At 63.3% G+C, this 25,395-nt stretch carries 26 protein-coding genes; 15 read left to right on the top strand and 11 right to left on the bottom strand.

What is annotated here, in order from left to right; translation table 11 throughout:
* Position 1: 1 nt before the first annotated feature.
* The 4 genes from mnmG to hemJ all read right to left on the bottom strand — a co-directional run bounded on the left by mnmG (position 2) and on the right by hemJ (position 5,598).
* Complete coding sequence (gene mnmG / locus F758_RS0132690) at positions 2-1,885, bottom strand: tRNA uridine-5-carboxymethylaminomethyl(34) synthesis enzyme MnmG (protein WP_024511835.1); 1,884 nt, start codon at positions 1,883-1,885, stop codon at positions 2-4.
* Between the two features lie 175 nt (positions 1,886-2,060).
* Entirely contained in the window at positions 2,061-3,419 is a 1,359-nt protein-coding gene (mnmE, locus tag F758_RS0132685) for a tRNA uridine-5-carboxymethylaminomethyl(34) synthesis GTPase MnmE (RefSeq protein WP_024511834.1), read from the bottom strand.
* Between the two features lie 239 nt (positions 3,420-3,658).
* Entirely contained in the window at positions 3,659-4,924 is a 1,266-nt protein-coding gene (gene rho, locus F758_RS0132680) for a transcription termination factor Rho (protein ID WP_024511833.1), read from the bottom strand.
* Positions 4,925-5,175: 251 nt separating this feature from the next.
* Positions 5,176-5,598 (bottom strand): protoporphyrinogen oxidase HemJ, encoded by a 423-nt coding sequence (hemJ, locus tag F758_RS0132675; RefSeq protein ID WP_024511832.1) that lies wholly within the window; start codon positions 5,596-5,598, stop codon positions 5,176-5,178.
* A 446-nt stretch (positions 5,599-6,044) separates the two neighbouring features.
* Between hemJ and F758_RS0132670 the strand changes: the two genes are divergently transcribed.
* Genes F758_RS0132670 through dnaQ form a run of 4 tightly spaced genes read left to right on the top strand, consistent with a single transcriptional unit; the run spans position 6,045 to position 8,887 of the window.
* Positions 6,045-6,884 (top strand): pyruvate, water dikinase regulatory protein, encoded by an 840-nt coding sequence (locus F758_RS0132670; protein ID WP_024511831.1) that lies wholly within the window; start codon positions 6,045-6,047, stop codon positions 6,882-6,884.
* An 8-nt stretch (positions 6,885-6,892) separates the two neighbouring features.
* The gene (locus tag F758_RS0132665) at positions 6,893-7,501 is read left to right on the top strand and encodes a Maf family protein (protein ID WP_024511830.1); all 609 of its coding nucleotides are present in this window, start codon (positions 6,893-6,895) and stop codon (positions 7,499-7,501) included.
* A gap of 31 nt (positions 7,502-7,532) precedes the next feature.
* Complete coding sequence (coaE, locus tag F758_RS0132660; protein ID WP_024511829.1) at positions 7,533-8,132, top strand: dephospho-CoA kinase; 600 nt, start codon at positions 7,533-7,535, stop codon at positions 8,130-8,132.
* A 26-nt stretch (positions 8,133-8,158) separates the two neighbouring features.
* Entirely contained in the window at positions 8,159-8,887 is a 729-nt protein-coding gene (dnaQ, locus tag F758_RS0132655) for a DNA polymerase III subunit epsilon (protein WP_024511828.1), read from the top strand.
* 94 nt (positions 8,888-8,981) lie between these two features.
* Here the strand turns inward: dnaQ and secB are convergent, their stop codons facing one another.
* On the bottom strand, positions 8,982-9,473 hold the full coding sequence (gene secB / locus F758_RS0132650) for a protein-export chaperone SecB (RefSeq protein ID WP_024511827.1): 492 nt from the start codon (positions 9,471-9,473) through the stop codon (positions 8,982-8,984).
* 369 nt (positions 9,474-9,842) lie between these two features.
* Between secB and F758_RS0132645 the strand changes: the two genes are divergently transcribed.
* The 3 genes from F758_RS0132645 to F758_RS0132635 are packed head-to-tail and all read left to right on the top strand — an operon-like array spanning position 9,843 to position 12,707.
* Positions 9,843-10,547, top strand: a complete 705-nt coding sequence (locus F758_RS0132645; protein WP_024511826.1) for a Tim44/TimA family putative adaptor protein — start codon at positions 9,843-9,845, stop codon at positions 10,545-10,547.
* Positions 10,525-12,114: an MltA domain-containing protein gene (gene mltA, locus F758_RS0132640; protein WP_024511825.1), complete on the top strand. Its 1,590-nt coding sequence runs from the start codon at positions 10,525-10,527 to the stop codon at positions 12,112-12,114. The genes F758_RS0132645 and mltA overlap by 23 nt, the downstream gene beginning before the upstream one ends.
* Positions 12,111-12,707: a Smr/MutS family protein gene (locus F758_RS0132635; RefSeq protein ID WP_024511824.1), complete on the top strand. Its 597-nt coding sequence runs from the start codon at positions 12,111-12,113 to the stop codon at positions 12,705-12,707. Before mltA ends, F758_RS0132635 begins: the two co-directional genes overlap by 4 nt.
* Before the next feature lie 38 nt (positions 12,708-12,745).
* Here F758_RS0132635 and hslU read toward each other — a convergent pair whose 3' ends face one another.
* Both hslU and hslV read right to left on the bottom strand, forming a co-directional pair.
* Positions 12,746-14,047, bottom strand: a complete 1,302-nt coding sequence (hslU, locus tag F758_RS0132630) for an ATP-dependent protease ATPase subunit HslU (RefSeq protein ID WP_024511823.1) — start codon at positions 14,045-14,047, stop codon at positions 12,746-12,748.
* A gap of 113 nt (positions 14,048-14,160) precedes the next feature.
* The gene (gene hslV, locus F758_RS0132625) at positions 14,161-14,721 is read right to left on the bottom strand and encodes an ATP-dependent protease subunit HslV (protein WP_024511822.1); all 561 of its coding nucleotides are present in this window, start codon (positions 14,719-14,721) and stop codon (positions 14,161-14,163) included.
* Positions 14,722-14,888: 167 nt separating this feature from the next.
* Here hslV and hisB point away from each other — a divergent pair, with 167 nt between their 5' ends.
* The 7 genes from hisB (at position 14,889) to coaA (ending at position 19,597) form a co-directional block, all read left to right on the top strand.
* On the top strand, positions 14,889-15,482 hold the full coding sequence (gene hisB, locus F758_RS0132620) for an imidazoleglycerol-phosphate dehydratase HisB (RefSeq protein WP_024511821.1): 594 nt from the start codon (positions 14,889-14,891) through the stop codon (positions 15,480-15,482).
* Positions 15,483-15,513: 31 nt separating this feature from the next.
* Entirely contained in the window at positions 15,514-16,044 is a 531-nt protein-coding gene (locus F758_RS0132615) for a DUF2628 domain-containing protein (RefSeq protein WP_024511820.1), read from the top strand.
* Complete coding sequence (hisH, locus tag F758_RS0132610) at positions 16,041-16,694, top strand: imidazole glycerol phosphate synthase subunit HisH (RefSeq protein ID WP_024511819.1); 654 nt, start codon at positions 16,041-16,043, stop codon at positions 16,692-16,694. Before F758_RS0132615 ends, hisH begins: the two co-directional genes overlap by 4 nt.
* Positions 16,682-17,431: a 1-(5-phosphoribosyl)-5-[(5-phosphoribosylamino)methylideneamino]imidazole-4-carboxamide isomerase gene (gene hisA, locus F758_RS0132605; RefSeq protein ID WP_024511818.1), complete on the top strand. Its 750-nt coding sequence runs from the start codon at positions 16,682-16,684 to the stop codon at positions 17,429-17,431. The genes hisH and hisA overlap by 13 nt, the downstream gene beginning before the upstream one ends.
* Positions 17,432-17,442: 11 nt before the next feature.
* Positions 17,443-18,219, top strand: a complete 777-nt coding sequence (hisF, locus tag F758_RS0132600; RefSeq protein ID WP_024511817.1) for an imidazole glycerol phosphate synthase subunit HisF — start codon at positions 17,443-17,445, stop codon at positions 18,217-18,219.
* A gap of 80 nt (positions 18,220-18,299) precedes the next feature.
* Positions 18,300-18,623 carry a phosphoribosyl-ATP diphosphatase gene (locus F758_RS0132595; protein ID WP_024511816.1) on the top strand — a complete coding sequence of 108 codons (324 nt, stop codon included), beginning with the start codon at positions 18,300-18,302 and terminating at the stop codon, positions 18,621-18,623.
* A gap of 17 nt (positions 18,624-18,640) precedes the next feature.
* Positions 18,641-19,597 carry a type I pantothenate kinase gene (coaA, locus tag F758_RS0132590; RefSeq protein ID WP_024511815.1) on the top strand — a complete coding sequence of 319 codons (957 nt, stop codon included), beginning with the start codon at positions 18,641-18,643 and terminating at the stop codon, positions 19,595-19,597.
* Between the two features lie 121 nt (positions 19,598-19,718).
* Here coaA and F758_RS0132585 read toward each other — a convergent pair whose 3' ends face one another.
* Positions 19,719-21,872, bottom strand: a complete 2,154-nt coding sequence (locus tag F758_RS0132585) for a PAS domain-containing hybrid sensor histidine kinase/response regulator (RefSeq protein ID WP_245286656.1) — start codon at positions 21,870-21,872, stop codon at positions 19,719-19,721.
* Here F758_RS0132585 and F758_RS52200 point away from each other — a divergent pair.
* Entirely contained in the window at positions 21,871-22,041 is a 171-nt protein-coding gene (locus F758_RS52200) for a hypothetical protein (protein WP_245286655.1), read from the top strand. The two genes, F758_RS0132585 and F758_RS52200, sit on opposite strands and share 2 nt — an antisense overlap.
* A 60-nt stretch (positions 22,042-22,101) precedes the next feature.
* On the opposite strand, the gene F758_RS0132580 is transcribed toward F758_RS52200, so the two are convergent.
* The 3 genes from F758_RS0132580 to F758_RS0132570 form a co-directional block, all read right to left on the bottom strand.
* Complete coding sequence (locus F758_RS0132580; RefSeq protein WP_035723884.1) at positions 22,102-22,575, bottom strand: hypothetical protein; 474 nt, start codon at positions 22,573-22,575, stop codon at positions 22,102-22,104.
* A gap of 111 nt (positions 22,576-22,686) precedes the next feature.
* Positions 22,687-24,225: a YifB family Mg chelatase-like AAA ATPase gene (locus tag F758_RS0132575; protein ID WP_024511812.1), complete on the bottom strand. Its 1,539-nt coding sequence runs from the start codon at positions 24,223-24,225 to the stop codon at positions 22,687-22,689.
* Positions 24,226-24,394: 169 nt separating this feature from the next.
* A complete protein-coding gene (locus F758_RS0132570; protein WP_024511811.1) occupies positions 24,395-25,366 on the bottom strand; it encodes an MBL fold metallo-hydrolase in 972 nt (323 codons plus the stop codon).
* Between the last annotated feature and the right edge of the window lie 29 nt (positions 25,367-25,395).

Raw genomic sequence — 25,395 nt, 5'->3', positions numbered from 1 at the left:
CCTAGCCGGTTGCACGCGCCGCCTTCCGCCGCGCTTGTCGGCGCAAATAGGCCGCGAGGATCCCAAGTGCAGCCGGGGTCATGCCGTCGATCCGGCCCGCTTGACCGACGGTCCAAGGCCGCGCCGCGATCAGCTTCGCCCGCACCTCGTTCGACAACCCTGGCACCTCATTATAGTCGACATCAGCCAGCACTAGGCTTTCATCGCGACGGAAAGCGTCGACGTCTGCCGTCTGGCGCTTGAGATAGACATCATACTTGGCGTCGATCTCAAGGTGGATTGCGATCCCGTGCTCGATGGTCGCGAGCTCCGGCCAGATGCGCTGGACCTCCGCCAAGCCGATCTCGGGATAAGCGAGCAGCTCAAACGCCGAGCGCCGATGCCCATCCCTATTCAGGGAGATTCCATGCCTGGCCGCTTCGTTAGGGGTCAGCGTCAGAGATTTCGCCAGCGACTTTGCCGCTTCGAGTGCGGCCACCTTGGCCCGGTGGCGGGCACTGCGCGCCTCGCCGACGCAGCCGAGCGCAACGCCTTTGTCCGTCAGACGCTGATCGGCATTGTCGGCCCGTAGCGTCAGCCGATACTCGGCGCGCGAGGTGAACATCCGGTATGGCTCGGTGATCCCCCGGGTCACGAGATCGTCGATCATCACTCCGAGATAGCCGTCCGCGCGGTCGAACACGATTGGCATCGCTCCGCTCGCCGCCAACGCGGCATTCAGGCCCGCGACGATCCCCTGAGCAGCAGCTTCTTCGTAGCCGGTGGTGCCGTTGATCTGCCCGGCCAGGAACAGTGCCGAAAGCCGCTTGGTCTCCAGCGTCGGATTGAGCTCCCGCGGATCGATATGGTCGTATTCGATCGCATAGCCCGGCCGGATCATGCGCGTCCGCTCCAGGCCCGGAATGCTCGCGATGATCGCGAGCTGAACTTCTTCCGGTAGCGAAGTCGAAATGCCATTAGGATAGACCGTCGTATCGTCCAGGCCTTCCGGCTCCAGAAAAATCTGGTGCCCATCGCGATCGCCAAAGCGCACGATCTTGTCTTCGACCGAGGGACAGTAGCGCGGGCCGGTGCTTTTGATCTGTCCCGAATACATCGGGGACCGATGCACATTGGCCCGGATCACCTCATGGGTCGCTGGCGTAGTCCGGGTGATGCCGCACTGGATCTGCGGCGTGGTGATGCGATCGGTCATCGCCGAAAACGGCTCGGGCGGATCATCGCCCGGCTGCATCTCGACCGCAGCCCAGTCAATTGTCGTGCCGTCGAGCCGCGGCGGCGTACCGGTTTTCAGACGGCCCAGCGTGAAGCCCGCTTGTTCGAATGATTTTGAAAGCCCCATCGCCGGCGCCTCGCCGACACGCCCGGCCGGCCAATTCTTCTCGCCGAGATGGATCAGGCCCCGCAAAAATGTACCTGTCGTGATCACCACCGCGCCGGCCGTCAGGACGCGCCCATCGGCGAGCCGAATGCCCGTCACGCGGTCACCCAAGAGGATCAGTTCATCCGCCTCCCCCTCGATCACCCTCAGATTGGACGTCTCCCGGATCGCGGCCTGCATGGCTGCGGCATAGAGCTTGCGATCAGCCTGCGCTCGGGGTCCGCGAACCGCCGGGCCCTTGCGACGGTTCAGGACGCGGAACTGAATCCCGGCGGCATCGGCGACCCGCCCCATCAGGCCGTCCAAGGCGTCGACCTCGCGGACCAGGTGTCCTTTGCCGAGCCCACCGATCGCGGGATTGCAGGACATGGCGCCGATGGTTGCGAAGCGGTGGGTCACAAGGGCGGACGCCGCGCCCATGCGCGCGGCAGCAGCCGCGGCTTCACAGCCGGCATGGCCGCCGCCGATAACGATGACGTCGAATGAGTCTGAGCTCGCAATCATGGCGGGGACTTCTACCGCGGGACGACAAAAGCCGGAAGATATTTCGCCTGCACGCCGGGGGACCGCTGCGCGAGGTGTTTCACGTGAAACGATCGCAGCGCGCTCCTGCGTTCCCGCCGCCGTTTCACGTGAAACAAAACGAGAGAAACCTTCCGTTAACCACTCTGCCGAAATTTCATTTGCCAATGCAGAATTCGCGAAAGATCACGTCCAGAATATCCTCGACGTCGACGCGACCGAGGAGCTTCCCCAAACAGTAAGAAGCCCGCCTCAGTTCCTCCGCTGCAAGCTCCTCACCTTCCCCGATCACAGCCAGACAGCGCTGCAACGAGGCCGCGGTCTCGCGAAGCAAAGCGCGCTGTCGCTCCCTGGTGATCAGAGCGGACTCCCCGCCGCCAAAGAAGCGCTCGGCAAACGTGATCAGCCCTACCATCAGCTCGGAAACCCCCTCGCCCGTGGTCGCGGAAATTCTGAAATTGGGCTCTCCGGCTGACTCCGAGACGTCGCTGCTGTCCCTATCCACGCCTTTGATATCCTCCGCTCGACCGAGGTCGATCTTGTTGCGCACCAGCCAAACCGGCGCCGAGCTTTCTCGCGTAGGCACCGCGTCGTGACTGTCCGTGAGCCACAGCACCAAGTTCGCTTCCGCAGCCCGCGCCTGCGCTCGTCTCACACCTTCCTGCTCCACCGGATCTTCGGTCTCGCGGATGCCGGCGGTGTCAATCACCGTGACCGGGTAGCCATCGAGATCGAGCTGAACCTCGATGACGTCCCGCGTGGTGCCGGCATGGGGAGAGACAATCGCGACCTCGCGCCGGGCGAGCAGGTTCATCAAGGTCGACTTGCCCACATTGGGAGGGCCGGCAATCGCGACCACCAGCCCTTCCCGCAGCCGCTCGCTCTTGCCCTGCGCTGCGAGTACGCTCTGAATCTCATCGAGCAGCGACTGCACTTTCGCAAGCGCCGGCGCGATCAGCTCCGCCGAAACATCGCCTTCGTCGGAAAAGTCGATCCCGGCTTCGATCAACGCCGAGGCTTCGATGATCCGCGCCCGCCAATCGCGCGCTTTGTCTCCGAGCAACCCGCGCAACTGGCGCAGTGCCTGACGACGCTGACGATCGGTGTCGGCGTGGATGAGATCGTCGAGACCTTCAGCCTCCGTCAGATCAAGCTTGCCATTCTCGAAGGCGCGCCGGGTGAATTCGCCAGGTTCGGCGGGACGCACATGCTCGATCGCCGAGAGCGCATCGAACAAAGCCGTGAGCACCGCCCGTCCACCATGAACGTGAAATTCGGCGACATCCTCGCCGGTCGCGCTTGCCGGCGCCGGAAACCAAAGCACCACGGCATCGTCCAGGGGACGCGACGCCGCACCTCGCAATAGCACTCTCGTCGCGACCCGCGGTCGCGGAATTTTGCCCGCAAGCCTTGCAAGAGCAGGTCCGGCTTGTCCGCCAGACACCCGGACGACCGCGATCGCGCTCGGCGGCCTGCCGGAGGATAGAGCAAAGATGGTCTGATCGTGCGGATGCATCGCTCCCCTGTTTGAGCCGCGATCCGTCCAAAGGCAACGTTATTGCATCAGCATGACCGCCACGATTCGCTGTGGACCGGCGATACTGCGGTTTCAAAGCGCAACGTAGCCGCAGCAAGTGCTGCAACTTTGCGGCAGTTCGATCTACTTGCTGCATTGCAGCATAAGATCCAACCAAATAAAATAAAGAAGGGCGCCCGTTTGCCCGAGCGCCCTCTCTCAACCCTAGTTGCGACTTCTCAGGTATTCATCGACTCAAAGAACTCGGCGTTGTTCTTGGTGTTGCGCAGCTTGTCGAGCAGGAAGTCGATCGCATCCATCGTGCCCATCGGGTTGAGGATCCGGCGCAGCACATACATCTTCTTCAGGACCTGCGAATCTGTGATCAGCTCCTCCTTGCGGGTGCCCGAGCGCGAAATATCGATCGCCGGGAAGGTCCGCTTGTCCGAAACCTTGCGGTCGAGGATCAGTTCCGAGTTACCGGTGCCCTTGAACTCTTCGAAGATCACTTCGTCCATACGGCTGCCGGTATCCACCAGGGCGGTCGCGATGATGGTGAGCGAACCACCCTCCTCAATATTGCGCGCCGCGCCGAAGAAACGCTTTGGCCGCTGCAGCGCGTTGGCGTCGACACCGCCGGTCAGCACCTTGCCGGATGACGGCACCACCGTGTTGTAGGCGCGACCCAAGCGGGTAATTGAGTCCAGGAGGATCACGACGTCGCGGCCATGTTCGACCAGCCGCTTGGCCTTCTCGATCACCATCTCGGCGACCTGGACGTGGCGGGCTGCCGGCTCGTCGAAAGTCGAGGAAACGACCTCTCCTTTCACCGAGCGCTGCATGTCGGTGACTTCCTCCGGCCGCTCGTCGATCAGAAGCACGATCAGATAGCACTCGGGGTGGTTATGCGTGATCGAGTGCGCGATGTTCTGCATCAGCACTGTCTTGCCGGTGCGCGGCGGTGCGACGATCAAGGCGCGCTGGCCCTTGCCGATCGGCGCGACGATATCGATCACCCGCGCGGAAAGATCTTTCCTGGTGGGGTCGTCAATCTCCATCCGGAACCGCTGGTTGGGGAACAGCGGCGTCAGATTGTCGAAATTGACCTTGTGCTTGGATTTTTCCGGGTCCTCGAAATTGAGGGTGTTGACCTTGAGCAGCGCGAAATAGCGCTCGCCTTCCTTCGGGCTGCGGATATGGCCTTCGATGGTGTCGCCTGTGCGCAGTCCGAAACGACGAATCTGGGACGGCGAAACATAGATGTCGTCCGGCCCCGGCAAATAATTGGCGTCGGGTGAGCGGAGGAACCCGAATCCGTCGGACAAGACCTCGACGACGCCCTCGCCGATGATGTCGATTTCCTGGATCGCGAGCTGCTTGAGAATGGCGAACATCAGCTCCTGCTTGCGCATGGTGCTGGCATTTTCGACCCCGTTTTCTTCCGCGAACGAGACCAGCTCGGCCGGCGATTTCGATTTGAGGTCCTGGAGTTTGATTTCCCGCATTGGGGTAGTCCTGTGGAGTATTTTTACGGAGGGGAGTGCAAGGGGCTTCGAGAAAAGCGGACGCCAAGAGCAAAGGTCCGCAGGTCTGTAGCTGAGGAAAGCGCCGGTTAGGCTTCAAACCTGATGCGGCGGCCGGCCTAGACCGGGACGCGACCGCATCCGCCTGCGTTGGGTGGGATAAGCACAATATAGAAAATCGGCCGGCGTTCCGCAAGCAGGCGAGATGATCGAATGATGCGCCGACCTGCCCATCAAAACGGCTTCACGACCACCAGGATGACGATGAAGATCATCAGCACGGTCGGCACTTCATTGATAATACGATAGAATTTTTGGCTGCGGGTATTCCGGTCGGCCTCGAAATCCCTGCGCCAGCGCGAGAAGAAGCCGTGCACAGACGACATGACCAAAACCAGCAGCAACTTTGCGTGAAACCAACCCGATAGATACCAATGTCCGGCCCAGACCAGATAAAGGCCAGCAAGCCAAGTGACGATCATGGCCGGATTGATGATCGCCCGCATCAACCGCCGTTCCATCACCTTGAAGGTTTCGGACTGCTTGGACCCCTTCTCGGCCTCACAATGATAGACGAACAGCCGCGGCAGATAGAGCATGCCCGCCATCCATGAGATGACGGCAATGACGTGGAGCGCCTTGATCCACTCATACATCGAACACCTCGCTCTTTCACCGCTGCATCAACTGGCCCGCGACCTTGCCGCAAGCGCCTGCCCGTCTGGGAGTGAGACATATCCGCAAGCACGGCGCCCCTAAACCAAAAAATTTTAGAATCTTAAGGTTTGAGTCTTAGGTGACGGTGGATTGGACTCACGCAACGCCATTCCGCAATTCCCGGAGGTTTGTTCACATCCCTCAACATTCTCGAGCCGACCGGCGCACGGCGGGATAATTGCACTGGCATCAGGCGTTTGCTGCCCCTTGTCGGCACCTTATGCAGAGACAAGTCCACATAACCCCACTATCATTGCGCCGATCAAGGCGACTTGTCCTTTGGCAAGGCGATGTGAAGAACAATTCGGGTTGTCCGCTGCTTGCGAAGGCGCAGCACTTGACTCGGATAACCTCCACAGCGATCCACAGAAGTTAAGAGAGCGCAGTGCCCACCACAGGCAACTACTTCCATCTTCATCTGGTGTCCGACTCGACCGGTGAAACCCTGATCACGGTGGCGCGCGCGGTCGCCGCGCAATACGCCAATGTGACGCCGGTGGAACACGTCTATCCGTTGGTGCGTAGTCAGAAGCAGCTCGATCGGGTGCTGGACGAGATCGAGGAATCGCCCGGCATCGTCCTCTTCACGCTTCTGGAGAAGGATCTGGTCAGCCGGCTGGAATCCAAGTGCAAGGAAATCAATGTTCCGAGCCTGTCGATCATCGGTCCTGTGATGCAGTTGTTCGAGGCCTATCTCGGCGCCGCGACCGCCGGCCGGGTCGGCGCCCAGCACGTGCTGAATGCCGAATATTTCAAGCGCATCGACGCCCTCAACTACACCATGATGCATGACGACGGCCAGCACGTCGAAGGATTGGAGGAGGCCGACGTTGTCCTCGTCGGCGTATCCCGCACGTCCAAAACGCCGACCTCGATCTATCTCGCCAATCGCGGCATCCGCACCGCCAATGTCCCGCTGGTTCCGGGCATCCCGATCCCGCACCAGCTCGAGACGCTGACAAAACCGTTGGTGGTGAGTTTGCATGCGACGCCTGAGCGGCTGATCCAGGTGCGGCAAAACCGTCTGCTCAGCATGGGCGCGGGTCCGAGCAGCGAGGACTATATCGATCGGCAGGCCGTGACCGACGAGGTAGCCTATGCCCGCAAGCTGAGCGCAAGGTTCAACTGGCCGCAGCTCGACGTGACGCGCCGATCGATCGAGGAAACGGCGGCCGCGGTGCTCAAGCTGTACTCTGATCGGCACCGGCAGCGGCTTGCGGAGTGAGGCCGGCGATGACAATTTGGCGTGGGACCACTCCCCTCATCCTTGCTTCGCAAAGCCACGCCCGGCAGGCGCTGCTCGGCAACACGGGAATCGAGTTCGAGGCGATTCCTGCCAATATCGACGAACGTGCGGTTCAGCAAAGCGCAGCACTTGCCGGGCCCGGCGAGATCGCTGCGTTTCTGGCGCGCGAGAAGGCGCTCGCGGTCTCGATGTTCGAAGTGGACAGATATGTGATCGGCGCCGATCAAACGCTAGCAGTCGGGGAGACGCTCTTCACCAAGCCCGCCGGTCGCCTTGAGGCCGCCGAGCAATTGCACGCGCTGGCCGGCCGCGTTCACGAACTGCACTCTGCCGTGGCCCTCGCGCGCGCGGGCAAGATATTGTTCGAGACCATAGCCGTGGCGCGGATGACGATGCGGCCGCTCAGTAAAGCTGAGATTGCCGCTTATCTCGATGAGGCTGGTGACGGAGTAACCTCAAGCGTCGGCGCCTATCAGCTCGAGGGCCTTGGCGTGCATCTGTTCGAGCGCATCGAAGGCGATCACTTCACCATTCTCGGCTTGCCGCTTCTGCCGCTGCTCAATTTTCTGCGCAGCCAGCATTTGCTCGCGCTATGAGAGCCCCCGATATCACGCGAAAGAGCGTTTGATGCTGATCCTGGGGTTGACCGGCTCGATCGGAATGGGGAAATCCACCACCGCAAAGCTATTCGCGGAGGCCGGTGTTCCCGTGTACGACGCCGATGCCACCGTGCACAAAGTCTATGAGGGCGAGGCGGCGCCGGCGATCGAGGCGGCTTTTCCGGGCACGACAGTCGATGGCAAGGTCGACCGCGCGCGGCTTTCCGCCAAGGTGGTGCATGATCCTGCGGCGATGAAGCGGCTGGAAGAGATCGTGCATCCGATGCTGCGTAGCCATCACCAGAAATTCCTTGATGACGCCGAGCGCGCCGGCGCACCGGTCGCCGTTGTGGATGTGCCGCTGCTGTTTGAGACGGGCGGCGAGAAGCGCGTCGATGCCGTGGTGGTGGTGACGACCTCGCCCGAAATCCAGCGTCGGCGGATTCTGGCGCGGGAGAATATGACCGAGGAGAAGCTGGACTCCATTCTGGCGCGGCAGATGCCCGACGCCGAGAAGCGCAGGCGCGCGGACTTCGTCGTGGATACCTCGCATGGACTTGATCCGGTCCGCGCGCAGATTCGGGACATTCTGGCCGAGGTTGTTAAAATGCCGCGACGGCGCTGCTGATTCGGCGCTATCCTCCGGTCCGATCCATGCGTGAAATCGTCCTCGATACCGAAACCACCGGACTTGATCCCCTGCGCGGCGACCGCCTGGTTGAAATTGGCTGCGTCGAGATTTTCAACCGTATGCCGACCGGCCAGACCTTCCACCGGCACATCAATCCGGAGCGTGTGGTCTCGGCCGAAGCGGTGGCGGTGCATGGCCTCACCAACGAGTTCCTGGCGGACAAGCCGCTGTTTGCCGAGGTAGTGGAGGAGTTCCTGGCGTTCATCGGTGATGCGCCGCTGGTCATCCACAACGCTTCTTTCGACATCGGCTTCATCAATGCCGAGCTCGACCGGCTGAAATTGCCGGCGATCCAGCGCGAACGCTTGGTGGACACGCTGCTTCTGGCGCGGCGCAAACATCCGGGCGTGTCGAACCGGTTGGACGACCTCTGCTCGCGCTATGCGATCGACAACTCCCACCGCACCAAGCACGGTGCGCTGCTGGATGCCGAGCTTCTGGCAGAAGTTTACGTCGATCTGATCGGGGCGCGGCAGTCATCGTTGATCCTGGCCACCGATACTCGCGAGATCCGCGTCAGCGGGACCGCCGATACGCAGCGGCGGCAACGCCTGGTGCCGCTCGCGCCGCGTGTCAGCGACGCCGATCGCGAAGCACACCGCGCCTTCATCGCGACGTTAGGCGACAAGGCGATCTGGAACGATTTCCTGCCGGCCATAGCAGAGACAGCGCCGGCTGCGGCCGCGAGTTAGAACAGCCTCGCGTGGATGGGATTGGATTGCGCTGTGGCCGCAATCAAGGTCCACCTCTCCCGCGGGGAGAGGTGACACTGGATCGACCGCGCCTTTAGCTCGGCTTGACCTGAGCCGCCTGGGCGGCCGCGGCCTGGCGTTCCATGTTCTGGCGGTACAGCCCGACGAAATCCACGGGATCGAGCATCAGCGGCGGGAAACCGCCATCGCGCACGGACGTGGCGATGATTTCGCGCGCGAACGGGAACAACAGCCGCGGACATTCGATCATGATCAGCGGATGCAGGTTTTCCGGCGGCACATTCACGATCCGGAACACGCCAGCATAGATCAGCTCGAAGGAGAACATCACCTTGCCGGCGGTCTCCGCCTTGCCCTCGACCGAAAGCGTCACCTCGTATTCGTTCTCGGCGAGGTTGTTGGCGCCGACGTTGATCTGGATGTTGATCTGCGGCGGGGTCGGCTGCGGCGTCAGCGACGACGGCGCATTCGGATTCTCGAAGGACAGGTCCTTGGTGTATTGCGCCAGCACGTTGAGCTGGGGCGGAGCGCCCGCTGCGGAAGGGGCACCGTTGCCGTTGGTCATGAAAGTCTCTCCTGGCGCAAAAAAGCCTTCTGTTGGAGCGAGTGGCTAACATAGCCGTGCCTCTCTCCACAAGGATGCCGCCCACAAAGGCCGCTCATTAGCCCTAAGTCGTGGCATGCGTCGGAAGAGCCGGACAGCCGCACAAACCTGTGTCCTAAATGATTGAAGATACGCGATTTCCGGCCAAGGATCGGGTTTCCCCTCGGCCGCAAAACGCGCTACAATTCGCCTCACCGAACGCGCATTGGCCGGGCAAGATTTCGTGCCTACATCGTCTGACTTGAAACAATGATGTAGTGTTAAGCCGTTCCATCAAAGGGAACGCTTCCATGGCCGGCCCCCCGCCGGCATGGGACCGAGGAAAGCGACGTGGATATTTATACCATCATCTTCCTGGCGTTGGCCGTGTTCATTTTCCTGCGGCTGCGCAACGTGCTGGGGCAGCGCACCGGCAGCGAACGGCCGCCGTTCGACCGCGCCGCGCGTAATCCCCTGCCGGGGACGCCCGATAGCGGCGTGGTTCCGATGCCGGGGAAGGTCATCGATCAACCCCCGCCGATTCCGACAGCGGAGGTCACGCCGCCGACCGATCGCTGGAAGGGGCTGACCGAACCGGGCACGACGCTCGCGCAGGGGCTGGATGCCATTGCCGCGCAGGACTCCTCGTTCGATCCCAAGCATTTCCTGTCGGGCGCCCGCAGCGCCTACGAGATGATCGTGCTCGCCTTCGCCAACGGCGATCGCCGCGCGCTGCGCGATCTCTTGTCGCCGGAGGTCTACGACAGCTTCGAGACGGTCATCAAGGACCGCGAGAAGCACGAGCAAAAGACCGAGACTCGCTTCGTTTCGATCGACAAGGCAGAGCTGGTCGGCGCCGAGCTGCGCGACCGGGTCGCGCAACTCACGGTCCGCTTTGTTTCGCAGATGATCTCGGTCACGCGCGACAAGGCCGGCACGATTGTCGACGGCAATCCGGACAAGGTCGCCGATATCACCGATATCTGGACCTTTGCCCGCGACACCACATCACGCGATCCAAACTGGAAGCTGGTTGGCACGGGAAGCGCTCACTGACCCGAACAGGTTCAAGCGATACGCCGCGGCGTTCTGCATCACCGCGGCGGCCTTGTCGCTGATACCGCTTGCCGCGTGGGCAGCCCGTAGCTGGCGGGCGCGTCACGCCCCCGCGCCCACCGTTCGCCACCTGCCCTATCCGCGGCTGGATTTTCCGTTGGAGATCGCCGGCAGCCAATATGTTCCCCTGAACTGGGCCGAGATAGCCGGCTGGAACGAGGACGATCATCTCGCCGCCTACAAGGCCTTTCGTAGGAGTTGCAAGCCGATTGCGGCTCTGCATTCGACTCTTGCGGATGATAAGGCTTTGGGGAGTTCGCTTCGGGATCCCTGCCGGCTTGCCCGCGAGACGGAGATTTCCGATCCTGCCACCGCACGGCTGTTCTTCGAGCGGCATTTCATCCCGCTGCAGATCTCCCGGCTCGGCGAGGACAATGGTTTCGTCACCGGTTATTACGAGCCGGTGCTCGAGGGCTCGCGGACGCAGAGCGATATCTACAACGTGCCGGTCTATCGCCGCCCCTCCAACCTGTTCGTCCGCGGTTATGCGCAGGACGCTCCCAACCTGCCCAACAAGGGTCCTGTCTACCGCAAGATCGGCCGCCGCAAGCTCGTGCCCTATTACGATCGCGCCCAGATCGAGGACGGGGCTATCGCCGGCCGCGGGCTGGAGATCTGCTGGCTCAAGAATCAGACCGATCTCCTGTTCGCGCAGATCCAGGGGTCGGCGCGGATTCATCTTGAGAACGGCTCGACCATCCGAATCAATTATGACGCCCATAACGGTTATCCCTACACGGCTGTCGGCCGTGTCCTGATCGACCGCGGCATCATTCCTAGGGAACAGATGTCGATGCAGAAGATCAGGGAATGGATGGAACAGAATCCTGAGGCGGCGAACGACGTGAGGCGGCAGAACCGGTCCTACGTTTTCTTCCGCGAAGTGCAGCTTTCCGACAAGGACGAGCCGGTCGGCGCGCAAGGCGTGCCGCTGACGCCGGGCCGGTCGATTGCGGTCGACAGCGCGCTGCATGTGTACGGCACGCCCTTCTTCATCGAGGGCGAGCTGCCGATCGAATCCGCGCAGGCCAAGACGCCGTTTCATCGGCTGATGATCGCGCAGGACACCGGCTCGGCGATCGTGGGTCCCGCCCGCGCCGATCTCTACTTCGGCGCCGGCGCCGAAGCCGGCAAGGTCTCTGGCCGCCTGCGGCACAACATGCACTTCGTGATGCTGGTGCCGAAGGGTCTCGATCCGGTCGCGCGCGGCCGCAAGATGCCGTTGCCCGACCCACGACCGTCCGAGCAGATCGCGAAATTGTTTCCGCAAAATAATGCGGCGAAGAATGAGCCGAACGGACCGGCAAAGGAGCAGGTCAAAGAACAAGCCAAGGATCAGATCAAGGAACAGACGCAGGATCAAAAGGCCATCGCGCCTGTGGCGCCTTCGACCGTCGCGCAGGCGACCGGCGCCGCTCCGCAAGTCGTGCCGCTGCCCGCGCCGCGGCCGCAAGAGGCTCCGGCTGCCGAGCGGCCGCATCAGTTCAGGCGTTCTCATCGCCAATGAAACGTCCGGGCTCTTTTTCCATTGCGGATCTATCCGCACCCCGCCGCAGGCGCGCCTTGAGCGAAGAGGAGCGCGCGCTATGGGAGAGCGTCGCAAGCCAGGTCAAGCCGTTGCGGAAGAAATCCCGCCCGGCGAAGCCCCAACCTGCCGAGCTTCCGCCGGCGCCCACCACCATTCGTCCGAAGGCACTGGCTAAAGCGCCGCCCTCTGTTGCCATCGCCAAACCCAGCAAGAGGCCGCCGGTGCCACCGCTGGCCCCGCTCGGCCGTCGCGAACGGTCGAGGCTGTCGCGGGGCATGAGTGAAATCGATGCTCGGCTCGACCTGCACGGGATGACGCAAAGCCGCGCCCATCGCGCGCTGCTGGGATTTCTCCAGCGCGCGCATCATGAGGGACTGACCTTTGTGCTGGTGATCACGGGCAAGGGCACCGCGGCCGGCGGCGAGTCCGAACGTGGCGTGCTACGCCGCCAGGTGCCGCATTGGCTGAGCCTGCCGGAATTTCGCGCGCTCGTGGTAGGATTCGAGCAGGCGCATATCGGCCATGGCGGCGAGGGCGCGCTTTACGTGCGCGTCAGGCGCGCACGGGCGTAAGATAGTCCCGTCGCCGGGACCATCGATACATCAGCAGACTACAGAATGAACCGGCTGAGATCGGCGTTCTTGGCGAGATCGCCGACATGCTTCTTCACGTAGTCGGCGTCGACCTGCACCGTCTCGCCATTGCGGTCCGGCGCGGTGAAGGAAATCTCGTCCAGTACGCGCTCCATCACCGTCTGCAGGCGGCGCGCGCCGATGTTTTCCACGGTGGAATTGACGGCGACCGCGACGTCGGCGAGCGCATCGATCGCGCCATCGGTGATGTCGAGCGTCACGCCTTCGGTCTTCATCAGCGCCACGTATTGCTTGATCAACGACGCTTCCGGCTCGGTCAGGATGCGCCGCATGTCGTCGCGCGTCAGCGCCTGCAGCTCGACCCGGATCGGCAGGCGGCCCTGCAACTCCGGCAACAGATCCGAGGGCTTTGCGATGTGGAACGCGCCGGAGGCAATGAACAAGATGTGGTCGGTTTTCACCGCGCCATGCTTGGTCGATACCGTGGTACCTTCGATCAGGGGCAACAGATCGCGCTGCACGCCTTCGCGCGAGACGTCGCCGCCGACGCGGTTGTCGCGCACGCAGATCTTGTCGATCTCGTCGAGGAAGACGATGCCGTTGTTCTCGACGGCGGTGATCGCCTCCTGCACGAGCTGATCGTTGTCGAGCAGCTTGTCGGATTCCTCGTTGACGAGAATATCGTGCGAGCCGGCGACCGTCAGCCGTCGCGTTTTGGTGCGGCCGCCGAGCTTGCCGAAGATATCGCCGATGGAGATCGCGCCCATCTGCGCGCCCGGCATGCCCGGAATTTCGAACATCGGAAACCCACCCGAGGATTGCGTCTCGATCTCGATTTCCTTGTCGTTGAGCTCGCCGGCGCGCAGCTTGCGGCGGAAGGAATCGCGTGTCGCGGCACTCGAATTGGCGCCGACCAGTGCATCGAGAACCCGCTCTTCGGCGGCGAGCTGGGCACGGGCGTGAACGTCCTTGCGCTTGCGCTCGCGCACCTGAGCAATTGCGACTTCGACGAGGTCTCGGACGATCTGCTCGACGTCGCGGCCGACATAGCCGACCTCGGTGAATTTGGTGGCCTCGACTTTGATGAAGGGTGCGCTCGCAAGCTTCGCCAGGCGGCGTGCGATCTCGGTCTTGCCGACGCCGGTCGGCCCGATCATCAGGATGTTCTTCGGCAGGACCTCTTCGCGCAGGCCGTTATCGAGCTGCTGCCTGCGCCAGCGGTTGCGGAGCGCGATGGAAACCGCGCGCTTGGCGTCGGCCTGGCCGACGATGAAACGATCCAGTTCGGAGACGATTTCACGAGGAGAGAAGTCTGTCATGGGGCTCTAGCTAGGATGGGAATGGGACCGGAACAAGCCGCTTCAATCGTGAACCATAGGTAATGCAGGGCCCATCCGGGATCTTGCAGTCTGGGAGCGTAGCATCGGCGCGGCTAGCCGCTTTGCAGCGTCTCGATGGTCACGTTGCGGTTGGTAAAGACGCAGATGTCCGCGGCGATATCCAGCGACCGGCGCACGATGGCCTCGGCATCCTTTTCCGAATCGACCAATGCCCGGGCCGCGGCCAGGGCATAGTTGCCGCCAGAGCCGATCGCCATCACGCCGGCCTCGGGCTCCAGCACGTCACCGGTGCCGGTCAGCACCAGGGAGACGTCCTTGTCGGCGACGATCATCATCGCCTCCAACCGCCGCAAGTAACGGTCGGTGCGCCAATCCTTGGCGAGCTCAACGGCGGCGCGGGTGAGCTGCCCCGGATATTGCTCGAGCTTGTTCTCCAGCCGCTCGAACAGGGTGAAAGCATCTGCGGTCGCGCCGGCAAAGCCGCCGATGACGTCGCCCTTGCCGAGCCTGCGGACCTTCTTGGCGTTGGACTTGATGACGGTCTGGCCGATCGAGACCTGGCCGTCGCCGCCGATCACGACCTTACCGCCCTTGCGTACGGTTACGATGGTCGTGCCGTGCCAGACCAGCGGCTCATTGGGTGATGATTGCATGGGATACCTCATTGGGCCCTGATTTAGGCGTTGGCGGGCTCCCTTACAATCAGGGGCCGGTCACCATAGGCGGAAGTTCAGCTCTGGTCGGCCCATCCCGAGAGTGGCGAAGGGGCCATCCGCCTGTTAAAAGGGCCGCGCTTTTGAACCCAGGAAATCCCCTTTTCATGCGCAGCGCCACCATCAAGCGTAAGACCAAGGAAACCGACATCGAGGTGAGTGTAAACCTCGACGGCACCGGCGCGTCCAGCGTCTCGACGGGCATCGGTTTCTTCGACCATATGCTGGATCTGCTGGCGCGCCATTCCCGCATCGATGTCAGCGTGAAGGCGGTGGGCGACCTTCATATCGACCACCACCACACGACCGAGGACGTCGGCATTGCGCTCGGCCAGGCCGTGAAGCAGGCGCTCGGCGGCATGGCCGGGATCACCCGCTATGCCTCGGTGCACATGCCGATGGACGAGACGCTGTCGCGCGTGGCGATCGACATTTCGGGGCGGCCGTTCCTGGTGTTCAAGGTGGCGTTTCCGCGCGACAAGATCGGCGCCTTCGATACCGAACTGGTGCGCGAGTGGTTCAACGCTTTTGCCATGAATGCGGGCGTGACTTTGCATGTCGAGACCCTATATGGCGAGAACAGCCATCATATCGCCGAATCCTGCTTCAAGGGTCTGGCGAGGGCGCTAAGGACGGCCGTTGCGATCGACCCGCGCGCTGCGGGCGAAGTGCCGTCCACCAAGGGTCAGCTCGGCGGCTGACCGCGTTTGGTCGGCTGATCGGAGAGATGCGATGCCGGTCTATACAGTTCATGCTCCCACGGCGAACGGAGCCGATCTCCGCGCCACCGATCAGTTCGTCTTCGTGCGCGACGGCTTCCATTTCTGGGCGGCGCTGTTCGCGCCGCTCTGGCTGATTTGGCATCGGCTGTGGCTGGCGCTTGTCGGCTGGGTGATCGTGGTCGTCGCGCTCGACCTGGCACTGCGACGATTGGGCGCGGGATCCGCGGCGATCTTCTTGGCCGATCTCATCCTGGCCATCTTGATGGGTTTCGAAGCCGGGAGTTTGCGGCGCTGGACTTTGTTGCGGCATCATTGGCGGCAGCTCGACGTCGTCGTGGCCGATGATGAAGAAGCGGCCGAACGGCGCTTTTTCGACCGCTGGGCCGCCAAGCAGCGCGGCATCGTCAACGACCAGCAGGCGGTTGATCGCGGCGCGCCGCCGCCGACGCGCGACGTTCCCGGTCAATCATTCTCAAAGTCGCCCTCGCTGCCGGGGAGCGGCATTATCGGATTGTTCCCGGAGCCGGGAGGACAACGATGAGCGTTGTCGCCATCATCGATTACGGCTCAGGCAATCTGCACTCGGCCGCCAAGGCTTTTGAGCGCGCCGCCAGAAGCGCCGAACACCCCGATCGAATCGTGGTCACCCGCGATCCCGACACTGTGTATCGGGCCGACCGCATCGTGCTGCCCGGCGTCGGTGCATTCGCTGATTGCCGCCGCGGGCTGGATGCGCTGGACGGCATGCTTGAAGCGCTGACCGAAGCGGTGCGCCAGAAAGCGCGGCCGTTCTTCGGTATCTGCGTCGGCATGCAATTGATGGCGACGCGCGGCAAGGAACATGTCGTCACCGACGGTTTCAACTGGATCGACGGCGACGTAGAAAAGATTTCGCCGCGCGACGAAGCCTTAAAGATTCCCCACATGGGCTGGAACACGCTCGATCTGGCGCATGAGCATCCGGTGCTGGAGCGCCTGCCGCTGGGGCCGAAGGGCCGCCATGCCTATTTCGTGCACTCCTATCACCTCAACGCCGCCAATGAGGCGGACGTGCTGGCGCGCGCCGATTACGGCGGGCCGGTCACGGCGATCGTGGCCAAGGACACCGCGATCGGCACCCAGTTTCATCCGGAGAAGAGCCAGCGCTTTGGCCTCGCTCTGATCTCCAATTTCCTGAAGTGGAAGCCGTGATCCTCTTCCCCGCGATAGACCTGAAGAACGGCCAGTGCGTGCGGCTCGAGCAGGGCGACATGGCCCGCGCCACGGTCTTCAACCTCGATCCCGAGGCGCAGGCGCGCAGCTTTGGCACGCAGGGGTTCGAATATCTGCACGTCGTCGATCTCGATGGTGCGTTTGCCGGCAAGCCGATGAACGCCCATGCGGTCGAGGCGATGCTGAAGGCGATCACGATCCCGGTGCAGCTCGGTGGCGGCATCCGCGATCTCGCGACGGTCGAGGCCTGGCTCGGTAAGGGGATTTCGCGGGTGATCATCGGGACCGCGGCGGTGCGCGATCCCGAACTGGTCAAGAGCGCTGCGAAAAAACATCCCGGCCGGGTCGCGGTCGGGCTCGATGCGCGCGACGGCAAGGTCGCCGTCGAAGGCTGGGCGGAGACTTCACAGGTCACCGCATTGGAGATCGCGCAACGCTTCGAGGACGCCGGCGTCGCCGCCATCATCTTCACCGATATCTCCCGCGACGGGCTGCTGAAAGGTCTCAATCTCGATGCGACCATTGCGCTCGCCGAGCGTATCTCGATCCCCGTCATCGCCTCGGGTGGTCTCGCCTCGATCGAGGATGTGAAGGCCCTGCTGTCGCCGCGCGCGAAGAAACTGGCCGGGGCGATCGCGGGCCGCGCGCTCTACGATGGGCGTCTTGATCCTGCCACGGCGCTGGCGCTGATTCGCGATGCGCGCGGCAGGGCTTGAGGGGGTTTTCGATGTTCAAGGTGCGCGTCATTCCCTGCCTCGATGTCAAGGATGGACGAGTGGTCAAGGGCGTCAACTTTGTCGACCTGCGCGATGCCGGCGATCCCGTGGAAGCGGCCATCGCCTACGACGCCGCCGGCGCCGACGAGCTTTGCTTCCTCGACATCACGGCGACTCACGAGAACCGCGGCATCATGCTGGACGTGGTCCGGCGCACTGCGGAGGCCTGCTTCATGCCGCTGACGGTTGGCGGCGGGGTTCGCACCATCGAGGATATCAAGACCCTGCTGCGCTCAGGGGCGGACAAGGTCTCGATCAACTCGGCCGCGGTGGCCAGGCGCGAATTCGTGAGGGAAGGCGCGGAAAAGTTCGGCGAGCAGTGCATCGTGGTGGCGATCGACGCCAAGCGCGTCAAGCGTCCGGGCGGTTCGGAACGCTGGGAGATCTTTACCCATGGCGGGCGCAATTCGACCGGGATCGACGCGATCGAATACGCCCAGGAGGTGGTTTCGCTGGGTGCCGGCGAAATCCTCTTAACCTCGATGGACCGCGACGGTACCCGACAGGGCTTTGACATCCCGCTGACGCGGGCGATCGCCGACAGCGTTCCCGTGCCTGTGATCGCCTCTGGCGGGGTGGGCAACCTGGATCACCTGGTGGAGGGTATCCGCGAAGGACACGCGACGGCTGTGCTGGCGGCTTCGATCTTCCATTTCGGGGAATTTACCATCCGAGAGGCGAAGGACCACATGGTCCGCGCCGGGCTGCCGATGCGGCTGGATCCCTGACGACTCCACGTCACAAAAGTGCTACATCAGCGCGCGGAGAACGGCGCTTGCCGGGTGAGGCGCGCCTTTGAGTTACGGTGATGTCGCGTTTTACCATTCATGACCTGGCCGCCACCATCGATGCCCGCGCCGCATCGGGGGGAGAGGCGTCCTATACCAAGAAGCTGCTCGACAAGGGCGCCGAGCACTGCGCCAAGAAGCTCGGCGAGGAGGCGGTCGAGACTGTGATCGCCGCGATCGAAAACAACCGCGCGCACCTCATCGCCGAAAGCGCCGATCTTATTTACCACCTGCTGGTGCTGTTGAAATCGCGTGGCCTCAAGCTTGAGGACGTCGAAGCCGCACTCGCGCAGCGAACGTCAATGTCCGGATTGGAAGAGAAAGCGTCGCGCAAGCGCGACTAGGAACGAGAGGCGGCCTCATGGACATACGCGCCCCCGACCAGAGATATAATCCATATCGCATTTTCACGCGCGAACAGTGGGCGGAGCTGCGCAACGACACGCCGATGACGCTGGAGCCCGGCGAGTTCGACAAGCTGCGTTCGATGCACGACCGCCTCGACGTCAAGGAGGTCGAGGAGATCTATCTTCCGCTATCGCGCCTGCTCTCGATCTATGTCGACGCCACCCAGAGGCTCTATTACGCGCAGCGGCAATTCTTGGGGATTCGGGACCGCAAGGTGCCCTACATCATCGGCGTGGCCGGATCGGTCGCAGTCGGTAAGTCCACCACCGCGCGCGTGCTGCAGGCGATGCTGGCGCGCTGGTCGCCGCGGCCGAAGGTCGAAATGGTGACGACGGACGGATTTCTCTATCCCAAGGCTGTGCTCGAGCAGCAGGGCTTGATGCAGAAGAAGGGTTTTCCCGAGAGCTACGATCTGCCGCTCTTGCTGTCATTCCTAAGCGACATCAAGTCCGGGCGAGCCAAGGTGCGCGCGCCCGTCTATTCGCATTTGACCTACGACATCGTGCCGAACGAATGGACCGAGGTCGACCGGCCGGACATCCTCATCGTCGAGGGCGTCAATGTGCTGCAGACCGGTCCCTTGCCGCGCGACGGCAAGGCCGTGCCCGTCGTCTCGGACTTCTTCGATTTCTCGGTTTATATCGACGCCGACGAGCCTGTGCTGCGGCAATGGTTTGTGAGGCGTTTCCTGGCGCTGCGCGATACCGCTTTCCACGATCCCAGGTCCTATTTCCATCGCTACGCGCTGCTCTCGGACGAGGAAGCCACCGCCACCGCCATAGCGATCTGGGAGCGCACCAACCTTGCCAATCTCGAAGACAACATCCTGCCGACGCGGCCGCGCGCGACCTTGATCCTGAAGAAGGGCGCCGACCACGTCGTGGAGACGGTGGCCTTGCGGCGGCTGTAACCGTCATTACGAGGAGCGGAGCGAGGAAGCAATCCAGACTGCATCCGCGGAGAGCGTCTGGATTGTTTCGGGCGAGCGTTCGCGCGGCCCGGTGGCTCGCACTGACGGGAGAGAACAGCCTCTACGCCACCACATGCCGTGCCGCTACCAATCCGCTCAAAGCTTCCTCCAGCTTTTCGCGATCGAGCGGCTTGATCAAGAAACCATCCATTCCCGACTCGAAACAGGCATAGCGATCTTCCACCAGCGTATTGGCGGTGAGCGCCAGGATCGCCGTGCGCGGCCCCGCCTGCCCGGCTTCATGGGTGCGGATGCGCTTGGCTGCGCCGATGCCATCGAGCTTCGGCATCTGGATGTCCATCAGCACGAGGTCGTAAGGCGTGCCGGCTGATTTCGCAGCCAGCCAGGATTCCAGTGCCGCTTCGCCGTCGGTGGCGATCACAGCCCGATGTCCAAGCTTCGCGAGCAGCGACCGCATCAGAAGCGCGTTGATCTCGTTGTCTTCGGCAACCAGAATCGACAGACTTTTGGTCGCATTCTCCTGGGTCGGTGTTACCCCGTCGGCGACTTCGGCCAGACCGTCGGCGCCGAGCGCGGGTGCCGTAACCTCGGGCGGCAGCATCAGACGCGCGGCAAGGGAGGCAGCCCGCAGCGGTTTGACAAGATAACCCGTGAAGGCGCTGGACATGCTTTCGTGCCGCGTTGCCGGGGTGACCATCAGCAGCCGGAGCATGGCGTGACGCCGCGCGGCCTCGCCCAGTGCTTCGATCGCGTCGGTGCCGAGCGCGTGGTCGATCAACACCGCGTGCCAGGAGCGTTCGGGCAACAATGCCTGCGCCACGTCCGGATCTGAAACCAGGCAAGTCCGGCCGCCCCAACGCTGCAGCCGCCGCGATACCAGCGAGGCCTCGATGCCTTGCGCAGTGACCAGCATGATCGACCGCCCCGCAAGCTCAGGCGCGGCGAAGGCCGGCTGCGCGGCGGCCTCGGCGGCCGGCAGCGGCAGCGAGACCTCGAAGGTCGAGCCAGCCCCCAGCTGGCTCTGAAGCGTGACTCGACCGCCCATGCGTTTGACGATGCGTTCGGAAATGCTCAATCCGAGTCCGGTGCCGCCGAAATGTCTGGCGATCTGGTCATCGGCCTGCTCGAACTCGCGGAAGATCCGCTCCCGCGCTTCCGGCGCGATGCCGATGCCGGTGTCGCGCACGATGAAGCTGATTTCATTCGACCAGGTCCCCGGCTCTGCGACCAAGGTCACCCCGCCGTTTGCGGTGAACTTGATGGCGTTGCCGGCGAGGTTGAGCAGCACCTGCCGCAAGCGCGCCGCGTCGCCAACCACTTGCGTCGGCAAGCGCTCGTCGACGTAAGCTGCGATCTCGAGCTGCTTTGCCTGCGCACGCGGCGCCAACAGTTCGGTGATCTCTTCGACCAGGGCGGTCAGGGCGAAGGGGCGTTGTTCGAGATCGATCTTGCCGGCCTCGATCTTGGAGAAATCGAGCAGCTCCTCGATCAGCAACAGCAGCGCCTCGCCCGACGTCTTCACCGCCTTCGCATAGGTCATCTGTTCCGGGGTCAGCGGCGTGTCGAGCAGCAGGCCGCTCATGCCGATGATGCCATTGAGCGGCGTGCGGATCTCGTGACTGGCCATCGCGAGAAAACGCGACTTGGCGCGGTTGGCCGCGTCCGCCTGGTCGCGGGCCTCGGCGAGCGCGCGTTCGGTCTCGGTGCGGTCGGTGACGTCACGGCCGACGCATTGCAGCTCCGCCGGCCGGCCGGCATCGGCGCGGACGAGGCCTTCGCGCCAGGCGATCCATTTCGGACCCAAGGGCGTTGCGATCTTCTGATCATGAGTTCGCGTGCCGTTCGGCTCAAGTGCGCTGTCGCCCTGTTCGAGAACCGGGAGCGCAAAACGGCTGCCGATCAGCTCCTCGCGCAGTCGGCTCGCAAGTTCGCAGAAGGCGTCATTGGCGAAGGTGATGCATCCGCCCGCATCGCGCATCACGATCAGGTCGCCCTGCTGTTCGAACAGATTGCGGGCGCGCTCCTCGGCTTCCTGCAATTCCCAATTGCGGTCGGCCAGTCCTTCATTGTGCAGAGCGATCTTGCGGAGCTTCTTGCGCAGCCAGCGCAACCTGATGCTCAGCGTCGCGAGTGCAACGCAGGCGATCGCAAACAGAAAGCTCGCGCCGATCGCAAAGGCGTGCGCGTCATAATATTTCGATCGGCTGCCGTCGATGAATCCGTAAGCGCCGCCGAAGACGGCGGAAAAGATCATGAAGGAGCGAACGGAAGAGATGAGCCAACGATGCCGCCGCGCGAAACGGCGCAAGCGCAATTTGATCCGGAAAGGTCTTTCCATCGCCGACCACCTTCAGCTCGTGCTGCGCGCACGCACGCTGCCCCGCGCACGAACGATGCCGGGCCGACGCTTGCAAAGTCTTTGAAGCGCGCCCACTTGGCGCAAGCACGATGCGAACAGGGTTGATGAAGGGTTAAGGACGACTTCAGAGCGCGGCGGCAAGGCGCGGGCGTTCCCCGTGCGCGCCGACGATCAGCGCGGCGGCCTCGCGAAGCGAGAAGTGCCTGGATCTGACGAAGATGCGATAATCGGCCGCGCCGCCATGCGAAATGTAGATCACGGGAGCGGAGGCCGAGGGCTGCGCGGACAGCGCGACAAATTGCGTCGCGTTTGCTTTGCAGGTGTTCTCCTCGGCGTCATCGATATCGTCGATCACGGCGAAGTCCGCGTTGGCCGCGCTGTCGGTGACGCCGACCCGCACGGTTGCAAGCGAGGGATCGTCGGTGAAGCTGACATGGAGGTCGGCGTGCCAGGGAGCGGATCCGATCTCGAGCGTCGTCGCACCGACCGCGATGCAGGGACGCGGACGCTCGAATGCTTGAACGCCGGCCAGGATTGCACCCGCGACCAAAGGAACCGCCGAGACCAGAATCGTGAAACGCAACTTGAAACGCAACATCAGGGCACTCACTCGACCAAGGCCGCAAAAGGCGCGCGGCTTATGGTTGGCGGAGCGTAAAGAAAACTCGTTACCGGCTGGTTGATGCGCAACGTGATCCCTGAACGTCGCTCACGCGGCGTGCCTGACGTCCTCGGCCAATGCCCGATAGGACAGGGCTTCGGCGAGATGCAGCCGGCCGATCTTGTCAGCGCCGTCGAGATCGGCGAGCGTTCGCGCAACCCGGAGCACGCGGTGATAGCCGCGCGCGGACAGGCGCATGGTTTCGGCGGCATCGCGCAGCAGTTTTTGTCCTTGCGCGTCGGTCTGCGCGACCTCTTCCAGTAACGAGGCCGGCGCCTCCGCATTGGTGCGGACCTGCGGCAGTCCGGCCGCCGCATAGCGGGCGCGCTGGATGTCGCGCGCGGCCGCGACGCGGGCGGCGACTTCGGCCGAGCCTTCCGCCGGCGGCGGAAGAATCAGGTCGGCCGCGGTCACCGCCGGCACCTCGATGCGCAGGTCGATGCGGTCCATCAACGGCCCCGAAATGCGCATCTGATAATCGGCGGTGCAGTGGTCGATCTGCGCGCGCTTGCAGGAATAGCCGGGCTCGAAGGCACGGCCGCAGCGGCACGGGTTCATCGCGGCAACGAGCATGAAACGCGCAGGATAGGTCACGCGGTGATTGGCGCGGGAGACCGAGACCTCGCCGTTTTCCAGCGGCTGGCGCAGCGAATCCAATACGCGCGGGTCGAACTCCGGCAGCTCATCCAGGAACAGCACGCCCTGATGGGCGAGCGAGATCTCGCCGGGCCTCGCGCGCACTCCGCCGCCGGTCAGCGCGGCCATGCTGGCGGAATGATGGGGGCTGCGGAAGGGCCGTCGCGAGGTCAGCGCCCCGCCCTGGATTTCGCCGGCGACCGAGGCGATCATCGACACTTCCAAGAGTTCAGAGGGCGTCAGCGGCGGCAGGATCGAGGGAAGCCGCGCCGCCAGCATCGATTTGCCGGCGCCGGGCGCGCCGATCATCAGGAGGTGGTGGCCTCCGGCCGCCGCGATCTCGAGCGCACGCTTGGCGCTTTCTTGTCCCTTGATGTCCCGAAGATCGAGCGAGGAGGCCTGCTCTTCATGGATTTTGGGCTGCGGGCGCGACAGGACCTGGGTGCCCTTGAAGTGGTTGGCGATTTGAATCAGGGAATTCGCGGCGATGATCTGGATGTCCGGGCTGGCCCAGGCCGCCTCCGCGCCGCAAGCGGCGGGACAAATCAGCCCTTCCTCGCGCGCGTTGGCGCCGATTGCAGCCGGCAGCACGCCCGCGACCGCGGCGATCGACCCGTCCAACCCGAGCTCGCCAAGCACGGTGAAGCCGTTCAAGGCATCCGGCGGGATCGCCCCGATTGCCGCCATCAGGCCGAGCGCGATCGGCAGGTCGTAATGGCTGCCTTCCTTCGGCAGATCGGCAGGCGCGAGATTGACGGTGATTCGCCGCGCCGGCAGCGCGAGGCCCGAAGCGATCAGGGCCGAGCGCACCCGCTCGCGCGCCTCCGAGACCGCCTTGTCGGGCAGGCCAACGATCGTGAACGCCGGAAGGCCCGGCGCGACCTGCACCTGCACATCGACCGCACGGGCCTCAATGCCCTCAAAGGCAACCGTTGAAACGCGCTGGACCATGCCGCCCCGCCCCGCCGCGACTCTTCTTCGCAATTCAAGGTAGCGGAAAACCGCTCCCCTGGCAAGAACATTACGGGAACGATGAGGCCCTGCGCCGGGGAAGAAGCCCCGCCCAGGCGAAGCCGGGCGGACGGGACGGCGGCGTACGCCGCCCCGTATAGCATCCCGTTCAAAGCAGCATCTGCATCGGCTGCGGGAGGTAGTGGAAGCCCTCGCCGCTTTTCACGACATGACCGAGGCCCGGCCATGGGTAATGGTAGGACATGACCATGATCTTGTTGGCCGCCAGCATGTCCAGCATCCTCACCCGGCTTTCCGCCGCCTGCTTCGGGTCCGTGTCATAGGAAAATTCCATGCGCGGCCTTTCCATCAGCAGGATCTGGTGGTGGGTGAGATCGCCGAGGAACGCGAACGACTTGTCGCCCGACGAGATCATGAAAATGTGGTGGCCGACAGTGTGTCCCGGTGCGGCGAGTGCCTGGATGCCCGGCAAGAATTCCTGGCCGTCCCTATAGAACACCAGGCGGTCGCGCACGGGCAGCAGGTTCTTGCGCGCATGCACGACGAACTCCTTGAGCGGCCCGCTCATCCGGCCTTCGTCGGTCCAGTAGTCGAAATCGCTTTGCGCGATGTAGTACTGGGCGTTCGGGAACAGCACCTTGCCGCTCCCATCGACCACGCCGCCGATGTGATCGATATGGGCGTGCGTGAACACGACAGCGTCGATGTCCTCCGGCTTGATGCCGGCCTCCGCCATGCTCTTCTGCTGCCGCCCCGTGGTCGGACCAAAGGTCCTGGCCGTTCCCATGCCGGTGTCGAACAGCACGAGCTTGTCGCCCGTGTTCACGACCGGCGAGTTCTGCTCGAGCACGATGTTGTCGGGGTTGAGGAAATTGTCCGTGAGCATCTTCTTGATTTCATCGTCGGACGCGCCGGTGAAGGTGCCTTTGGGATTACCGAGTGGCAGCGGCCCATCCGACACCACCGTCACCTCGGCATCGCCAAGCATGAAGCGATGGAAATAGGGCGACTGGGTGCCGAGTTTGGGTTCGCGCGCCAATGCATTGCCGGAGAACAGGGTCGTTGCGCCAAGGCCGGCGGTGAGTGCGAACAAGGATCGCCGTGAAACAGGATATGTCATGCGTCTTCCTCCACATTCCTATTTGTGAC

This window comes from Bradyrhizobium sp. ARR65, from assembly GCF_000472385.1.
Classification (GTDB): domain Bacteria; phylum Pseudomonadota; class Alphaproteobacteria; order Rhizobiales; family Xanthobacteraceae; genus Bradyrhizobium.
The sequence above is the reverse complement of the archived record's forward strand: the minus strand, read 5'-3'. Positions and strand labels throughout refer to the sequence as shown.

What these genes read in the sequence shown, in the direction of transcription:
- F758_RS0132575 (WP_024511812.1), bottom strand. Translation starts at nt 24,225, where the DNA reads ATGGTCCAGCGCGTTTCAACGGTTGCCTTTGAGGGCATTGAGGCCCGT.
- hemJ (WP_024511832.1), bottom strand. Translation starts at nt 5,598, where the DNA reads ATGTATGAGTGGATCAAGGCGCTCCACGTCATTGCCGTCATCTCATGG.
- mnmG (WP_024511835.1), bottom strand. Translation starts at nt 1,885, where the DNA reads ATGATTGCGAGCTCAGACTCATTCGACGTCATCGTTATCGGCGGCGGC.
- rho (WP_024511833.1), bottom strand. Translation starts at nt 4,924, where the DNA reads ATGCGGGAAATCAAACTCCAGGACCTCAAATCGAAATCGCCGGCCGAG.
- hslV (WP_024511822.1), bottom strand. Translation starts at nt 14,721, where the DNA reads ATGCAATCATCACCCAATGAGCCGCTGGTCTGGCACGGCACGACCATC.
- mnmE (WP_024511834.1), bottom strand. Translation starts at nt 3,419, where the DNA reads ATGCATCCGCACGATCAGACCATCTTTGCTCTATCCTCCGGCAGGCCG.
- F758_RS0132570 (WP_024511811.1), bottom strand. Translation starts at nt 25,366, where the DNA reads ATGACATATCCTGTTTCACGGCGATCCTTGTTCGCACTCACCGCCGGC.
- F758_RS52200 (WP_245286655.1), top strand. Translation starts at nt 21,871, where the DNA reads ATGAAGGAGCGAACGGAAGAGATGAGCCAACGATGCCGCCGCGCGAAA.
- coaE (WP_024511829.1), top strand. Translation starts at nt 7,533, where the DNA reads ATGCTGATCCTGGGGTTGACCGGCTCGATCGGAATGGGGAAATCCACC.
- F758_RS0132580 (WP_035723884.1), bottom strand. Translation starts at nt 22,575, where the DNA reads ATGTTGCGTTTCAAGTTGCGTTTCACGATTCTGGTCTCGGCGGTTCCT.
- hisB (WP_024511821.1), top strand. Translation starts at nt 14,889, where the DNA reads ATGCGCAGCGCCACCATCAAGCGTAAGACCAAGGAAACCGACATCGAG.
- F758_RS0132595 (WP_024511816.1), top strand. Translation starts at nt 18,300, where the DNA reads ATGTCGCGTTTTACCATTCATGACCTGGCCGCCACCATCGATGCCCGC.
- F758_RS0132665 (WP_024511830.1), top strand. Translation starts at nt 6,893, where the DNA reads ATGACAATTTGGCGTGGGACCACTCCCCTCATCCTTGCTTCGCAAAGC.
- secB (WP_024511827.1), bottom strand. Translation starts at nt 9,473, where the DNA reads ATGACCAACGGCAACGGTGCCCCTTCCGCAGCGGGCGCTCCGCCCCAG.
- hisF (WP_024511817.1), top strand. Translation starts at nt 17,443, where the DNA reads ATGTTCAAGGTGCGCGTCATTCCCTGCCTCGATGTCAAGGATGGACGA.
- hisH (WP_024511819.1), top strand. Translation starts at nt 16,041, where the DNA reads ATGAGCGTTGTCGCCATCATCGATTACGGCTCAGGCAATCTGCACTCG.
- coaA (WP_024511815.1), top strand. Translation starts at nt 18,641, where the DNA reads ATGGACATACGCGCCCCCGACCAGAGATATAATCCATATCGCATTTTC.
- F758_RS0132635 (WP_024511824.1), top strand. Translation starts at nt 12,111, where the DNA reads ATGAAACGTCCGGGCTCTTTTTCCATTGCGGATCTATCCGCACCCCGC.
- F758_RS0132615 (WP_024511820.1), top strand. Translation starts at nt 15,514, where the DNA reads ATGCCGGTCTATACAGTTCATGCTCCCACGGCGAACGGAGCCGATCTC.
- hslU (WP_024511823.1), bottom strand. Translation starts at nt 14,047, where the DNA reads ATGACAGACTTCTCTCCTCGTGAAATCGTCTCCGAACTGGATCGTTTC.
- F758_RS0132585 (WP_245286656.1), bottom strand. Translation starts at nt 21,872, where the DNA reads ATGATCTTTTCCGCCGTCTTCGGCGGCGCTTACGGATTCATCGACGGC.
- dnaQ (WP_024511828.1), top strand. Translation starts at nt 8,159, where the DNA reads ATGCGTGAAATCGTCCTCGATACCGAAACCACCGGACTTGATCCCCTG.